Below are 13,511 nucleotides of genomic sequence, written 5' to 3' on the forward strand. Positions count from 1 at the left end.
CGACAGGAAGAATTGAAGGACGCACCCGCACGGCTCGCCCGCCGCTCAGGTAGGGCTCCGTTGCGTGCGCGCTCCCCCGAATCCGACCCTGCCCGCAGTCCGGGCGTAGCCGAAGGGAGGACCGTGACCTTCGGATTCGCTCCGTCCTCGGCGGCATCGCTGTCGACGTCCGCCGCTTCCGCCAACCGTGTGCTCGAACCCGCGGAGTGGGCCGCCGCGGGAATCCCGCTGCTGGGCAGCCCGCGGGAGGTCGTCAGCGGACTGCACGCCCGGCACCGTCCCGGTCCGGCGACCGCGGTCGTCGCCGTGCTCGATCCGGACGAACGTGTGCGGGCGAGCGCGTCGTTCACCCGGCGCACCACCTCCGCGGACGGCTGGCTGCTCCGCAATGTGCTGCTGGACCAGTTGCGCCGGGTGATCCCGCACGACCTGCGCCGCCGCACCCCGGTGCGCACCGCCGTGCTGCTCTACTGCCGTGACGGCGACGCACGCTGGACGGAGGAGGACGGTGCGTGGATGTGGGGACTGCGCGACGCCTGCACCCTGCACGGGCTGCGCTGCGGGGCGTACATCACGCTGACCCGTGACGGGTGGCAGGTCCTCGGCGAGGGGCGCGGCGGCCGCCACCCCAGCGCCGGCTCGGCGCCGGAACCGTTCGCCACGACCACGGCACCTCCCCGGATACCGCGCACGGGCGGCGCCGCGTCGGAGATTCTGCGCCGCGCGGCGGCACGCTGACGTCATGGAGACGCCGCCGGACATCCGGGCAACACATGGTGGTGCGGGGCGGGCCGCACGACGGCGCGGCGCGGCGTGTCCGCACAACGCCTGACCCGGCCCGGCGTCGAGGCGGCGGAGGCGCAGGAGCATCGCCCCCTCCGGTCCCGGGCACGCCGAATCCCCGATCGTGCGGACGCCGCGGTCACGGCGTCCGCGTCCGGCCGGACGCCGAGGTGTCGGCTCAGACGCCCGCGCCCAGCACCGAGTTGATGCGCTGCGGGTCGCCGCAGACGATCAGCAGGGCGTCGGCCCGGGCATGCGCCACCGACAGGGCGGAGGCGGCCGCGGATTCCGGGCCTCCGTTGACGGCGACCACGACGACGGGCCGCGCACCGGCGCGCTCGGCGACCTTGGCGTCCGTGTAGAAGACGTCGTCACCGGCGTCGTGCTGGGCCCAGTAGGAGGCTTCACCGAAGGACAGTTCGTGGGTGGCCCACGGGTGCGGGTCGCCGGTGGTGATCACCAGCACGTCGCCGGGGGCGCGGCCCGAGTCCAGCAGCAGGTCCACGGCCTCTTCGGCGGCGTCGAGCGCCCCCTGGGCCGAGGCCGGGATCAGCTGGAGCTGCGGGGTGGCCGCCGTGGACGCGGGCGGGCCCGGAGGAACGGGATTGGCCGCGTCGCGCGACGCGCGCTGCACCGGCGGCGCGGGCCGCGGCGGGCCGGGGCGACCGGGACGCGACGGAGCCGCGGGGCGGGGACCGGGTACGGGGCGGGGGGTCGGCGCGGTGCGGGGACCCTGGGCACTCTCGTGAATCTGAGGCTCCTCGGGAATGAGAGGCATGAGCTGATTTTTATCAAACGTTGGTACGGCTCGCGCCGCCGGGTGGCACATGAGTGCGAGCGGTCCGTCAGAAATCGAAGCCGAGTTGACCCTCGATTTCCGGAACGCGCCCTTCCGTCCAGCTGCGGGCCTTCTTGAGGTGCCGCCACTGGGGCAGCGCATCAAGATACGCCCACGACAACCGGTGGTACGGAGTGGGCCCCCGGACCTCCAGTGCGGCCTTGTGCACGGGCGACGGATACCCGGCGTTGTCCGCAAAACCGAAGTCTGCATGGTCGACACCCAGTTCGGCCATCATTTTGTCGCGCTGAACCTTGGCGATCACCGAGGCCGCCGCGACGGCCACGCACGACTGGTCGCCCTTGATGACCGTACGGACCTTCCAGGGCGTGCCGAGATAGTCGTGCTTGCCGTCGAGGATCACCGCGTCCGGCCGGACCGGCAACTCCCCCAGCGCACGCTCCGCCGCCAGCCGCAGCGCGGCCGTCATCCCCAGGGCGTCGATCTCCTCGGGGGAGGCGTGCCCCAGGGCGTACGAGGTCACCCAGCTCCGCAGTGTCTCGGCGAGCTCGGTGCGCCGCCTGACGGTGAGGAGCTTGGAGTCGGTGAGACCCTCCGGGGGTTTGCGCAGTCCGGTGACCGCCGCGCAGACGGTGACAGGGCCGGCCCACGCGCCGCGCCCCACCTCGTCGACACCTGCAACGATCTTCGCCCCGGTCGTGGCGCGCAGAGAGCGCTCGACAGTGTGAGTAGGTGGTTCGTACGGCATGGCGCCCTTAGCGTACGCCGCCCGCGCGGGCCCGCGACACCCCGGTCCCCGAGCGGCGCCGGCCGCTCACGGAAACCGCGGTCAGGAGCCCTCCGGCCGCAGTAGCGGAACCATCAACTGGTCGATCATCTCCTCCAGATCGGCGTCCGACCATTCGCTGCCGCACATCTTCGAGCGATACATCATCATCGCCGGAATGGCGTCGAAGACATATCCGTTCGCCGCGTCGGCACGCACCTCCCCCCGCTCGATTCCGCGCTCGATCACGGCGCGCAGCATCTTGATGGTGGGTTCCACGACCCCGTCGAAGATGACGGCGTGGAAGCGCTCGGCCTGAAGCGTGTCACATTCGTGAATGACCGAACGCAGAGCGCATCCCGGCTGGGAGAACATCGCGTCGCGCGCCCGCAGGCACAGGTCCAGCAGATCCTCACGCACGCCACCCAGGTCCGGCGCCTCGTCGAACTGCGGCAGCCCGGCCCGCAGCGCGTCGGCGACCAGATCCTCCTTGGACGGCCAGCGCCGGTAGACGGCGGCCTTTCCGGTCTGGGCGCCCGCGGCGACGCCCTCCATCGTCAGGCCGTTCCAGCCGACCGTACTGAGCTGCTCCAGGGCGGCATCGAGGATCGCGCGTTCCAGTACGGCACCGCGGCGGCGGGATGCGGCCGTCCGGTCCTGGGCGGCCACCCAGCTCGAAGAAACCATCTGACTCTCCAACGAGCAGAGGAAGCGGGCATTCGGGGATGAAGCACGCGCCGCGCGGCGACTGAGGGGGACGCGCCGAGCGGCAACGCATTAAGTGAACGCTTGCGTTCACTGTCGGGGACTCATACCGTTGACGCAACAGTGAACGCGAGCGTTCACTGACGCACTCGTGGGGGACCCATAGTGACAACCTCTCCTTTGATCCAGGACCAGAAACCAGGTGCGGCCCGCCGGGCCGGACGTCCTGGCATCGCGCTCACCGTCATCGCGGCCTGCCAACTCATGGTGGTCCTCGACTCGACGATTGTGAACATCGCGCTGCCGCACATCCAGAACGCTCTCGAGTTCAGCACCACCGACCTCACCTGGGTGATCAGCGCCTACACCCTGACCTTCGGCGGCCTGCTGCTCCTCGGCGGCCGGGCCGGCGACATCCTCGGCCGCCGCCGTGTCTTCATGACCGGCATCCTGCTGTTCACCCTCGCCTCCCTGCTCGGCGGATTCGCCCAGGAGCCGTGGCAGTTGCTGGCCGCGCGCGTCCTGCAGGGCGTGGGCGGCGCCATCGCCTCGCCCACCTCGCTGGCGCTCATCACCACCACGTTCCCGGAAGGCCCCGAGCGCAATCGCGCCTTCGGCATCTTCGCCGCGGTCTCCGCGGGCGGCGGCGCCATCGGCCTCCTCGCGGGCGGCATGCTCACCGAGTGGCTCGACTGGCGGTGGGTGCTCTTCGTCAATGTGCCGATCGGTCTGCTGATCGTCGTCCTCACACCGATGTACATCAACGAGTCCGAGCGGCACACCGGCCGTTTCGACATCGCGGGCGCGGTGACCTCGACGGCCGGTATGGCCTCTCTCGTCTACGGCTTCATCCGCGCGGCGGAGGAAGGCTGGCGGGACGAGCTGACCATCGGCTCCTTCGCGGCCGCCGTGGTCCTGCTGGTGGCCTTCGCGCTGATCGAGTCCCGGGCCAAGGAGCCGATCACCCCGCTGCGGATGTTCACCGACCGCAACCGCGCGGGCACGTATGTGATCATGCTCAGCCTGGCCGCGGCGATGTTCGGCATGTTCTTCTACATCGTCCTCTTCGTGCAGAACGTGCTCGGATACAGCCCGATCGAGGCCGGACTCGCCTTCCTGCCGGTGACAGTCGTGATCGCGCTCGGGGCCGGTCTGTCGCAGCGGTTCCTTCCCGTGTTCGGCCCCAAGCCGTTCATGCTCGTCGGGTCGGCACTCGCCGCGATCGGACTGGCCTGGCAGACGCTGATCAGCTCCGACAGCTCGTATGTCAGCGGCATCCTCGGCCCCATGCTGATCTTCGGCTTCGGTATGGGACTGAACTTCGTGACGCTGACGCTCACCGCGGTCTCCGGCGTCGCCCAGCACGAGGCCGGCGCCGCGTCCGGACTGCTCAACGCGACCCAGCAGGTGGGCGGGTCGGTGGGACTGGCCCTCCTGACGACGGTGTTCGGCACCGCCAGCAAGGACGAGGCGGAGAAGCAGATGCCGGGCTTCCTCGCCGAAGGGACGGCGGAGCAGAAGGCGGAGTTCGCCCAGACGCACCAACTGCCCGCTCCCTGGGGTCACGAAGTGCTCACCGAGGGCATCTCCACTGCCTTCATCCCGGCTGCCGCGATGGCCGTACTCGCCCTGGCCACCGCATGGTTCGTCATCCGGGTCCGCAAGAGCGACCTGGAAGCGCTGTCCGGCTCGGCCGGACCGGGCATGGGCTGAAGAGGGAACACCACGGAGCCGGCCCGGCAGCTCACCGGCCGACGTCTTCGGACTCGGCCGGCGAACGCCGGGCCGGCCCGTACCCATCAGGACGAGCAGGACCCCGAGCAACGCTTTCACGATCACCACCACGGCTCCTCCCCCCACACCGCTCCCGCACGACAGACGCATCTACACGTGTCAGGCCTCATGCCTCACACAGTGGACACTTCGACAACGGGTGGACGGTCACGGAGAGTTCCCGGCATGCACAGAGAGTTCTGAACTCCGTCCTCGGGCCGGGGCGGTGTCCAGTCCCCGCCCTCAGACCGCGGTCCGCATCCAGTCCGGCAGGGGTTCGACCCGGTCGGCCCACTCCGTGGGCGGTGCCCCCGCCTTCCCGGCGGCGACCACACCGCCCACGATCGCACAGGTCGTGTCGACGTCCCCGCCCACCTGCGCGGTCGTCCAGAACGCCCGCTCGTAGTCACCCAGAGCCCGGGCCGCCGACCAGAGCGCGAAGGGCACGGTGTCGTGCGCCGTCGTACGCCGCCCGCAGCCGAGCACGGCCGCGACGGTGGCCGCGTCGCCGTAGTCGAGCATGTCCCGGGCCCTGCGCAGCCCCGCACCGACCGCGCTCCTCGCGGGCACCAGCGCGATGACCCCGTCGAGGAGGGCTTCCGAGCCGGGCGGCCCGCCGGGCGCGGCGGCCAGCGCAGCCGCCGCCGCGACGGCCATGGCACCGACCACGGCCTCACGATGCTGATGCGTGGGGTAGGCGGAGATCTCGGCCTGGTGGGTGGCCTGTTCCGGGTCGTCCGCGTACCAGGCGCCCAACGGGGCGATCCGCATCGCGGCGCCGTTGCCCCACGACCCCCGCCCGTCGAAGAGCGCGGCGGCGAGTTCCCGCCAGTCGCCGCCCTCGCGGACCAGCCGCAGCAGCCGGTTGACCGCGGGCCCGTAGCCCCGGTCGAAGTCGTGGTGCGTGGCGAAGGACAGCGCGAGGGCGTCCTGGTCGATCCGGTGGTGCGTGGCCAGGACGGAGACGACGGAGCACGCCATCTCCGTGTCGTCCGTCCACTGCCAGGGTGCCGGGGGCAGTTCGCGGCGCTTGAGCAGCGGGTAGTTCACCGGCACGAAGAACTGGGAGCCGAGCGCGTCCCCCACGGACACGCCGCGCAGGCTGGCCAGGGCGCGGTCCAGGCGCCCGGCGGGAGAGGAATCAGCGGTCATCGCCCTGCCACTCTATCCGGTGAGCCTCTGTCTATCCGGTGGTCCCGTAGGGTTCCGGATCCCGCCGGCGCCCGAACCGTCGATGGAGGCAAGGGCACCGTTGCCATCCGGTGCCGAGGGCTCCGTCAGCAGCAGCTCCGGCATCACCGTGCACCGTACCTGCAACACCACCTTGTCGGGGTCCGACAGCGCCGTCCCGGGAAAGCCGGCCAATCGCTCCATCACGGCCTCCAGGCCACCAGTCGCCCCCCACTTGACCCAGTGGTTCATCAGGGTCGTGTAGGGCACTGGGGTCCCCAGCTCGCGCAGGACACGCCGGTGCGGGCCTTCTCCAGGAAGGCCGCCAGTCCATCCCGCGACGAGTGACGCGGCGAGAACCCGGGCACGATGTCCTCCACCTTCGCCCACGCTTCATCCGTGAGAAGCGGAACGTCCAGACCGCGCTCGACGAAGAACGCCATCGCCCGGCAGGGGCGTCCCGACGGGCGCGACGGCACCTCGCCCAGGATCACGATCTCGGCGCGCAGGAGATCGAACAGCTCCGCCTGTTCCTCCAGCGTCTTGTCCGCAAGGCGGACCCGCGCCTTCTCAGCCAGGGCGCTGAGCTGCTTCGTGGTGTCCTCGGCATCGACGCTGGTCTCTTTCCAGCTCTCGATCTCCATGCGCTGTTTGTGGAGGTCCGCCAGGTCGGCATTCGGCTGAGCGGTCATCCTGGCGACGTACTTCTCGGCCTCCGCCCGGGACAGGCGTCGGGAGGCCGCCTGCTGCGTAGCGGCCATGAGCATGAGATCGATGGACTCCTCCAGCTCGGCGATGCGCTTGCCCAGGTCCTTCAGCCTGCTGTCGAAGTCGGCGCCGGTCTCGGCCTTCTTCGCCAGGGCCTCCGTCGCCAGACGCTCCAGCTCCACCGGGTCCTCAGTCCCACAGGGCACCGTTCTTGCGGCGGTATCCGGCACTGTTCAGGTCGCCGCCGGTCGTGTCGTATGACCGCGTGGTCACGAACCGGGACACTGCCAGGTGAAGGCCGTCGGTCTCGTGAAGGCCGGTACATTCGTCGCCGCAGTCGCACTCGTCGGGCTCCAGGCGGCTTTCGCCCTTCACGCCCTTGCCCCGCACTCGGTAGCCGTACGGCACGCTGCCGCCCAGACAGGCGCCCTCGTGGCCCATGCATTCGGCCTTCTCCTGGATGCCGCCCTGGGTGCGGTTCCGAATGACGATCAGCTCGTCTTCCGCCCGGTCTGCGGTCTTGCGCATCCGGGATTCGCCCTCTTCGGTGGTGTTGTCGTGGCCGCCGACCACGACGGCCGTGAAGACTCCCAGGTCTTGCAGCTCCCAGACCCAGGGCCAGAAGGCCCAGCCCTTGTCAGCGATGTGCATGACGACCCGCCTGCCGGTGTAGGCGATGCCGTACCCCTTCCGCTGATCCTCGGTGCTCACCCGGAGGTACGCAGCGGCTCGAAGCTGTCCGGGCTCGGCCACCTGCGCCACAGCGTCCAGAGCGCGGAAGAGTGCCTCGCGCCTCCCACGGTCCTCGGTCGTACTCATGGCCCCTGACCGCTCGGAAGTTCTACGAGAGCGGCCCGAACAGGATCTCCCGCAGCCGCTCGCGCGAGCGGACGTCCATGGCCTCGTCACTGCGGATGATCAGCTCACTGCGCCGCTCCGGCGCGTCCTTCATCACCCTTCGGAGCCACTCGCCGGCTTCCTCAGCCCGTATCGCGCTGCCGTCCTGCAATGGATGCTCCTCACCTGCCCGCGTCGCGCTCCTTGGCCCACAGGCCAGGCTGCCGACGCTGGATGGAACCTCACGAAGCCCGTCATCGCGTGGAGTGCCACTGAACGCTTCTCATCCTGTGGTTCGCGGGTGATGACGGCTGGTGGTCGGGGGTCGTGACGCGGCAGGGCTCCTGGTCGTTTCGGCTGGTGATCTCACTCGCCAACGTCTCGACACAGGAGCCCTGTTGGTCCCGTATCGAGCCATGCTCGACATCCCTCACGAGGCCGTTGAGCACGTTTCCTGGCTCATCCACTCCCGAAGGTGTGAGCTGAACTCCCGCCGGCGCAGGCTGGACTGCTTCCGGCAGGCCCTGACTCCCTACTACCGCCACTCTGACCAAGGAAGCCATCGACGTCATTCCGGGCGCATGTTCACAGCACGGGTCAAGGCTGTATGCGAGCCCTGCAACAGCGGTTGGATGAGCGCCCTCGAAGGAAGAGTTAAGCCCTACCTGTTGCCGATGATCAAGGGCGAGATCGTAGAGATTCCGCCCGAAGCACAGGAGAGCTTGGCCGTCTGGACGCTCAAGACTGCCCTGATGTGCCAGGTCATGCTTCCACAGGAACGACCGAACCTACCGGCTGAACTCTTCACGGATCTGTACCGGGACCGCCAGCCGGCCGAGGAGATGAAGGTGTTCTGCGGCTACATGATGCCGCCGCAGTACTTCAACGGCCCGAGCCCATTGGAAAACCGGTCCATACCAAGCGAGACTCGACGCCGAACGCCAGACGGACGAGAGTACGACCTATGGGCCACCGTGGTGACCATCCTTACGTGGAGCCGTTGCGGCCCGTGCGGGAGACGTTCTCGTGGCCTCCTCGCGCCCTGAAGACGATCAAGGAGTTCAACATCTTTGCTGACCCCCTCAGCCGGGTGAAGCGACCTGTACCCGAGTAGTGCACCTGCCGCCGGTCGGCCTCCGAAATCGATCGCCCTGTAGTACAGAGGCGGTTACCGTCCCTTCATGGACGATTCCCTCTCGTTCGAGAGCTTCCTCAAGGGCGCCAGGAAGGCCTCACACCGGGCTATGGACGACCACGGGCACGGCGAGTACGACGAGTTCGCCCTCCACGGCGGAGTCGCCGTCGAGAGGCTCGCCAAGGCCGCTCTGGTCAAGAGGAACCCCGTGTACCTCTTGGACATGAACAAGGGGAACCCAGACCTGTTGCTGTACTTCGGCGGCCACCTGGACATGGATGCGGACAAAATCCGAACCGTGGGCGCCAAGGACGCCATCAGGCGGCTACGCAGCCTGGACGTTCTTCCCCCGAGTCCTCAGCTCGACAAGCTGATCGAACTCCGCAACGGCACCGCCCACACGACCGTGGGCGACGAGGCCAAATCGCTCCTGCCCCCGCTCGCCGAGACCATCGCGGTCCTGCTGACGGACATCGGTATGTCGACCGAGCAGTTCTGGGGGCGCTGGACGAGCACCATAGGCGCGGCAGTCGACAAGCAGCGTAACGCCATTCAGCGGGACGTAGAGATCCGGATCAAGCAGGCGCGCCACCTCTTCGACGACCGCTTCAAAGATCTACCTGAAGGCACAAAGGAGCAGATCCTCCAGAACCCGCTACTCAACGCAGACACAGATACCGCCCTCCTTATTTTGGCACTATGGCATGGCGGGGACGAACTGATCACCGTGCTCATACAAACCATCTGCCCGGCCTGCAACGGGCGAGCGCAGGTGAGATTTCCTCTCAGCGACATCAAAGAATCGACCCTGATACCAGACAACCTCTCCTGCCCCTTTTGCAGACTTGATCTGAACGGCATTGAGGAGATCACGGCGTCGAAGGCACACGTGGGAACACTGACCGTCACCGATCTGTACGAGCTGTACTGGAACCAGCGCGTCCGAATCACACCTGCGGCCGAGGCGCACGGAATCTGAGCCATCAAGTCTGAGTCCCGGCTCCCTGGCCGGGACTTTCGCATGTCCATACCCGCGCACGGGTCTCCCTGCGCTCACCCACGCAAGGAGGTCCCCCTTGACCCCCAGGGCTTCGGCGTAATCGGCGGACGTCCGTTTCGTGATCACTTGAGCCCAGGCAGGGCGAGCGGGCGGTCCGTGTCGCGGGCGTTGTGTCGCAGGGCGGCGGCGATGTCGGTCACGCCGGCCAGCCGCAGAGCGCCGATGGCGAGGTTGCGCCAGGTGGCCATTGCCCCTCACTCGGCCCTGCAACGGGATCTTGGTCCACGGTAGAGACTTGAGCTGCTTGCGAAGCTTCTTCTGGTTGCCCTTGACGACGATCACGATGCAGTGGGCTTCGCGACCGAGAAGGTAGTCGACGTGCTCGCGCTGGGTGTGCAGGGCGTCGCTGGTGACGGCCACCCCGGCCAGATCGGCCACGGACTCCAGCAGCGGCTGGAAGCACGTGATCTCGTTCGTCTTTTCCTGCACGTCCAGCTGGGCCAGGACCAGGCCGGTGGTGTGGTCCGGAGCTGTGAGCGGGTGGATCTTGCGGCCGTTGGCCCTGGCCGCTCCGCGAAGGCTCTTGCCGTCGACCGCCGGGCCGCGCCGCCGGCCCTCGGCTCGGTTGCGGCGGTCGGCGAGCCAGCGGCCGATCGCCAGGTCCAGCGTGTCGCCGTCGACCCGGGCCAGCAGTCGTCGGACCGTCGTTTCCGCAGGCAGGGACCGCCCGGGGAACAGAGGGTCGAGCCGCACACCGATGTGTTCCAGCACGTGGGGCGGGGCGTCGGCGATCCATCAGCCGACCGCGAGCAGCGACGTCGCCCCCGCCGGCACCGCGCAGGCGGCCAGGGCAAGAACGCCGACCAGCGCGTGGCGAACTCCACGCGGATCACGCGGATCGGGCATCTGGGCGAGGCGGTCCAGCAACCCGGGCACTTCTTCCGGCGCGGCCTCGGGATGCTCGCGGAGTTGGTCAAGGGGAGGCGGGATCAGCGATGACGCTTCGGCAGGCACGGTCTTCCAGGCAGGTCACGGGGCGTCGAGAACTCCATGATCTTGGAGGCCGTGCCTGTTCCGCTCTCTACGGCGGGTCAACCTGGCAGATCGTTATGAACCGGACGCCCGGCGACCACGCCGAAGCCCTGGCCCTGGACCGGTCACAGCACCGCAGCCCTCGACCGGCTCACCCAACTGCCCGACCCTGGCTGACCAGCGAATTCCCCGTCCCTTCGACAGCACCCCAACACCCGGAGCAGCGGAATCCGGCGCCATCCCGAGACGACACTCGGGCCCTCGGCCTGCACAGCCTCAGCCCGCGGCACGAAAACGGTCCACCGACTCCGTCGGCGGACCGTCACGAAACTTCGAGGCTGGACAGTCCACACGCTAGAACCGGGCCCCGTCGTTCTGTCCCGGCCTTCACCTCTCCGGCGACAACTCGCGCATCAGTCCAAGCGCTCTTGTCGCTCTCCGGATTCGCGAACGGTTCTCAGGGGTCGACCGGGTCCGGCGCATGTGTTCTCGGCGTTCTCTCAGGCCGAGACGAGAGGTGACGCCGCCTCAGATGGTCGGGGTGTCGTCGACAATCGGCCTGTGAATCTCAACGACCGGCTTCCACCCCGCGGAGAACTCGATGAAGTCCGCACGGGTGGGGTAGGTGTCGATCGCGCGACGGTCACGCTTGGGGCTGTCGCTCCCCTTGCGCCCCCGGGGAATCTGCTCCTCGAAGATGTCGACCTTCACGTCGGGAACCTCCTTGAGGCCCTGGCGCCAGATCTGCACGACGTCGGCGCCGAACGCCTGCCGGGCCGCAGCGTAAAGAGCCGTGAGGGCCCCCTTGTCCCCACCAGGGACGAAAAGTGCCAGGTCCAGCACGACACCGGCGGACTGGAGGACCTCGATGGTCACCGAGCCGTTCTCGTCGGCCAAGTAGATTCCGGCTTCATTCTCGTCGTCGGGAAGGCAGGAGACCTCTTCCTGGAATACGGTTCTCGCCGTGATCGAGCCGCCCTCGAAATCCTCACCGGACTTGGTCAGAAAAGCAGGGACATAGCAGTCGGGAAGCTTGAGTTCTGCCGTGTCGGCGGAAACGAAGATCCTGTCCTTCACGCCGAGCTTCGTCACCTCTTCCAGCGAGAGGCGGCGAGCGGCGATCTTCTCCGTGTTCACGATTTCCCTTTCAGGTTGCACTGTCCCTCCGAACAAGGACGCTATCACGAAACCCTGAGGTCAACTGCCCAATAATCTCTGGGTAAATGGCCTCCGATGACCCGTACGGGAGGATACCGAAGCGAGTGCTACTCGGTCGGGAACACGCATCCGCCAGGTAGTGTCCCTCGTCATGGCGTTGGGGATCAACTGGCGGTTGCATTTCGGTGCGTTGGGTAGCACGGAGGAACTAAGAGTTAGTTTACGGCAGATATCACCCATATCACCTTCGGGGAGGTGACGGCGCGGTAAGGCGATCCATTCGTCGTGCATCTCGAAGAGCGCAGCGGAAGCCAACAGGAAGTCGCGTACTGCCGCGCCCTCTTCGGTCAGGACTTCGGCATGGTCGGCTGACGCCCGGTTGCTGACGCCTCGTCATGTCGGGCGGGGTTCGGTACACAGCAGGCACGGACGTCCGCGATCATGAAGTTCTCTACGCTCTGTGACCTTGGACTGGCCGTGTCTGCCGGCGCATCCTCTCTGATCTCCCCTGCCTTTGACCAGCTCAGACCGCATCCGGAAGTGTCCGGGAGCGATCTTCCGGATCTGCTGGAACGCCTCGCGCAGGCCCCGGACCCGCGTGATCCGCGGGGAGTACGGCACCCTCTCGTGACGCTCCTGGCGCTGACGGCCTGCGCGGTCCTCGCCGGAGCGTGATCCCTGATCGCGGTGGGTGAATGGGTGGCCGACGCACCGCCGGCCCTGCTCGAACGGCTCGGCGCGGCCGTCGACCCGTTGTTGCCGAAACGGTCCTGGCCGTCACAGCGATCGTCATCTGGCTCCGCGACACCGTCCAAGAGCCATCAGAAACGGCCTAGCCGCCTGGTACCTGGAGGACCTGACGGACACCGCGACACTGCTCGTCTCGGAGCTGGTGACCAACGCGGTCAAGCACACCAACAGCCGCGTGATCCGGGTCGTCATCAACCCAGTGAGCGGTTCGTACGGATCGGGGTCGTCGACAGGGCCCGCGTGCTGCCGAAACTGGCCAAGCCCGGTGACGACCTCCTCACCGGCGGCCGGGGCCTCCTCCTGGTCGATGCCCTGGCCGAGCGCTGGGGCACCGACCTCTACCGCTGGGGCACGCAGGTATGGGCTGAGCTGATGAGCGAGCCGGCCTGATGACTGAGGAGTACGAGAAGGCGTACAAGGCCCTCTACGGCCACGCGCTGGAGTGCCGGGACTGCCCAGAGAACTGTGCCGGGGGAGCCGCTCCGCGCCGGGCCGTGAGGGAGCGCGATGACACTCTGCGTCAGCGGCGAGCACGGCTTCCCGATCGAGGACGAAGAGGGCGCCTACTGCCCGGAGCGCGGCGTGACCCTGCTGTGGAAATCTCCGAACTTCGCCTGGGACGACCTACTGACGGAGCCCGGACGTCCGCACAGCAGTGCGTTCCCCTGGCTGAGCGACCTCACGGACGAGCAGGCGTACGAGTTCCTGGACCAGGTGGTTCAGGCGGCTCAGGACGCCGGGACCCACACCGCCTTCCTCCACGCGCTGGACGACCTCGTGGACCAGCACTCCCCCACCCCCACGCTCCCTCACGGGGTCACGCCCTAGCGGCTCCCCCGTTCCCTGTGCGGGCAGAAGAGCCCCGGCCGTCCGTGCGGTCGGGGCTCTTCGCGTG

At 68.2% G+C, this 13,511-nt stretch carries 17 protein-coding genes and 2 pseudogenes; 8 read left to right on the forward strand and 11 right to left on the reverse strand.

The window, feature by feature from the left end; translation table 11 throughout:
- The first annotated feature begins 123 nt into the window (after positions 1-123).
- On the forward strand, positions 124-738 hold the full coding sequence (locus tag KUM38_RS06580) for a hypothetical protein (RefSeq protein WP_217128323.1): 615 nt from the start codon (positions 124-126) through the stop codon (positions 736-738).
- 223 nt (positions 739-961) lie between these two features.
- On the opposite strand, the gene KUM38_RS06585 is transcribed toward KUM38_RS06580, so the two are convergent.
- The 3 genes from KUM38_RS06585 to KUM38_RS06595 form a co-directional block, all read right to left on the reverse strand.
- A complete protein-coding gene (locus KUM38_RS06585; RefSeq protein ID WP_217128324.1) occupies positions 962-1,561 on the reverse strand; it encodes a hypothetical protein in 600 nt (199 codons plus the stop codon).
- A 67-nt stretch (positions 1,562-1,628) separates the two neighbouring features.
- Positions 1,629-2,330 carry a ribonuclease HII gene (locus KUM38_RS06590; protein WP_217128325.1) on the reverse strand — a complete coding sequence of 234 codons (702 nt, stop codon included), beginning with the start codon at positions 2,328-2,330 and terminating at the stop codon, positions 1,629-1,631.
- Between the two features lie 81 nt (positions 2,331-2,411).
- Positions 2,412-3,035, reverse strand: a complete 624-nt coding sequence (locus KUM38_RS06595) for a TetR/AcrR family transcriptional regulator (protein WP_217128380.1) — start codon at positions 3,033-3,035, stop codon at positions 2,412-2,414.
- A 183-nt stretch (positions 3,036-3,218) separates the two neighbouring features.
- Here KUM38_RS06595 and KUM38_RS06600 point away from each other — a divergent pair, with 183 nt between their 5' ends.
- Complete coding sequence (locus tag KUM38_RS06600; RefSeq protein ID WP_217128326.1) at positions 3,219-4,766, forward strand: MFS transporter; 1,548 nt, start codon at positions 3,219-3,221, stop codon at positions 4,764-4,766.
- Positions 4,767-5,069: 303 nt separating this feature from the next.
- Here the strand turns inward: KUM38_RS06600 and KUM38_RS06605 are convergent, their stop codons facing one another.
- The 4 genes from KUM38_RS06605 to KUM38_RS06620 all read right to left on the reverse strand — a co-directional run bounded on the left by KUM38_RS06605 (position 5,070) and on the right by KUM38_RS06620 (position 7,713).
- The gene (locus tag KUM38_RS06605) at positions 5,070-5,978 is read right to left on the reverse strand and encodes an ADP-ribosylglycohydrolase family protein (protein WP_217128327.1); all 909 of its coding nucleotides are present in this window, start codon (positions 5,976-5,978) and stop codon (positions 5,070-5,072) included.
- A 269-nt stretch (positions 5,979-6,247) separates the two neighbouring features.
- A complete protein-coding gene (locus KUM38_RS06610; protein ID WP_217128328.1) occupies positions 6,248-6,886 on the reverse strand; it encodes a hypothetical protein in 639 nt (212 codons plus the stop codon).
- A gap of 7 nt (positions 6,887-6,893) precedes the next feature.
- On the reverse strand, positions 6,894-7,466 hold the full coding sequence (locus tag KUM38_RS06615) for a hypothetical protein (protein ID WP_217128329.1): 573 nt from the start codon (positions 7,464-7,466) through the stop codon (positions 6,894-6,896).
- Between the two features lie 79 nt (positions 7,467-7,545).
- Complete coding sequence (locus KUM38_RS06620; protein ID WP_217128330.1) at positions 7,546-7,713, reverse strand: hypothetical protein; 168 nt, start codon at positions 7,711-7,713, stop codon at positions 7,546-7,548.
- 244 nt (positions 7,714-7,957) lie between these two features.
- Between KUM38_RS06620 and KUM38_RS41600 the strand changes: the two are divergent.
- The 3 genes and pseudogenes from KUM38_RS41600 to KUM38_RS06630 form a co-directional block, all read left to right on the forward strand.
- A pseudogene (locus KUM38_RS41600) lies at positions 7,958-8,068 on the forward strand (IS5/IS1182 family transposase); the annotation flags it as partial.
- Between the two features lie 105 nt (positions 8,069-8,173).
- Positions 8,174-8,587, forward strand: coding sequence for a hypothetical protein (locus KUM38_RS06625; protein WP_217128331.1), 414 nt, complete (start codon positions 8,174-8,176; stop codon positions 8,585-8,587).
- 135 nt (positions 8,588-8,722) lie between these two features.
- Positions 8,723-9,655 carry a hypothetical protein gene (locus KUM38_RS06630; protein WP_217128332.1) on the forward strand — a complete coding sequence of 311 codons (933 nt, stop codon included), beginning with the start codon at positions 8,723-8,725 and terminating at the stop codon, positions 9,653-9,655.
- A 143-nt stretch (positions 9,656-9,798) separates the two neighbouring features.
- On the opposite strand, the gene KUM38_RS42835 is transcribed toward KUM38_RS06630, so the two are convergent.
- The 4 genes and pseudogenes from KUM38_RS42835 to KUM38_RS06640 form a co-directional block, all read right to left on the reverse strand.
- The gene (locus KUM38_RS42835) at positions 9,799-9,924 is read right to left on the reverse strand and encodes a hypothetical protein (RefSeq protein WP_302181178.1); all 126 of its coding nucleotides are present in this window, start codon (positions 9,922-9,924) and stop codon (positions 9,799-9,801) included.
- Between the two features lie 13 nt (positions 9,925-9,937).
- Positions 9,938-10,447: pseudogene (locus KUM38_RS41605) on the reverse strand (ISAs1 family transposase); the annotation flags it as partial.
- A gap of 24 nt (positions 10,448-10,471) precedes the next feature.
- On the reverse strand, positions 10,472-10,582 hold the full coding sequence (locus KUM38_RS41610; RefSeq protein ID WP_254396794.1) for a transposase family protein: 111 nt from the start codon (positions 10,580-10,582) through the stop codon (positions 10,472-10,474).
- 654 nt (positions 10,583-11,236) lie between these two features.
- Complete coding sequence (locus KUM38_RS06640) at positions 11,237-11,845, reverse strand: hypothetical protein (protein ID WP_217128333.1); 609 nt, start codon at positions 11,843-11,845, stop codon at positions 11,237-11,239.
- A 462-nt stretch (positions 11,846-12,307) separates the two neighbouring features.
- On the opposite strand from KUM38_RS06640, the gene KUM38_RS06645 reads away from it, so the two are divergent.
- From KUM38_RS06645 to KUM38_RS06655, 3 genes are all read left to right on the forward strand, one after another.
- Complete coding sequence (locus KUM38_RS06645) at positions 12,308-12,541, forward strand: transposase family protein (RefSeq protein WP_254396781.1); 234 nt, start codon at positions 12,308-12,310, stop codon at positions 12,539-12,541.
- Between the two features lie 315 nt (positions 12,542-12,856).
- The gene (locus KUM38_RS41615) at positions 12,857-13,006 is read left to right on the forward strand and encodes a hypothetical protein (RefSeq protein ID WP_254396782.1); all 150 of its coding nucleotides are present in this window, start codon (positions 12,857-12,859) and stop codon (positions 13,004-13,006) included.
- Positions 13,007-13,123: 117 nt separating this feature from the next.
- Positions 13,124-13,444 (forward strand): hypothetical protein, encoded by a 321-nt coding sequence (locus KUM38_RS06655; RefSeq protein WP_217128334.1) that lies wholly within the window; start codon positions 13,124-13,126, stop codon positions 13,442-13,444.
- Positions 13,445-13,511 lie beyond the last annotated feature (67 nt).

The organism is Streptomyces sp. AC558_RSS880 (assembly GCF_019049255.1).
Classification (GTDB): Bacteria; Actinomycetota; Actinomycetes; order Streptomycetales; family Streptomycetaceae; genus Streptomyces.